The 291-nt window shown below is 69.8% G+C and carries 1 protein-coding gene; it reads right to left on the minus strand.

Translation table 11 applies throughout. The features are described from left to right. The coding region (locus tag BYZ73_RS23360; RefSeq protein ID WP_181498192.1) for a hypothetical protein at positions 1-291 on the minus strand (291 nt) is incomplete at both ends.

Genomic DNA, 291 nt, shown 5'->3' on the forward strand with positions numbered 1-291 from the left:
GCCACCAGAGCGCGGCCAGCACCCCGCCGGTGACATAGGCCAGATCCTCGAGCCCATCAGACGGCGCGGCCCGGTAAAGCCGCCACTGCGCCACCTCCCAAAGCACATAGCCCGCAAGAACCGGCAGCGCGGCCCAGGGGCCCAGAGCCAGCACCGGCAACAGGCCGACGATCAGCGCATGCCCCGTCTGGTTGCGGGCATAGCCCCAGGGGTCGGTCAGGAAGGCGCTGGGGCTTCGGAAGAGATCGAGGATCAGCATCACGCCCCCGTCGCTTCGAGCGCCGCGATCAG

Origin of the sequence: Rhodovulum viride (assembly GCF_003265965.1) — a bacterium.
In the GTDB taxonomy this organism is placed as follows: domain Bacteria; phylum Pseudomonadota; class Alphaproteobacteria; order Rhodobacterales; family Rhodobacteraceae; genus Rhodovulum; species Rhodovulum kholense.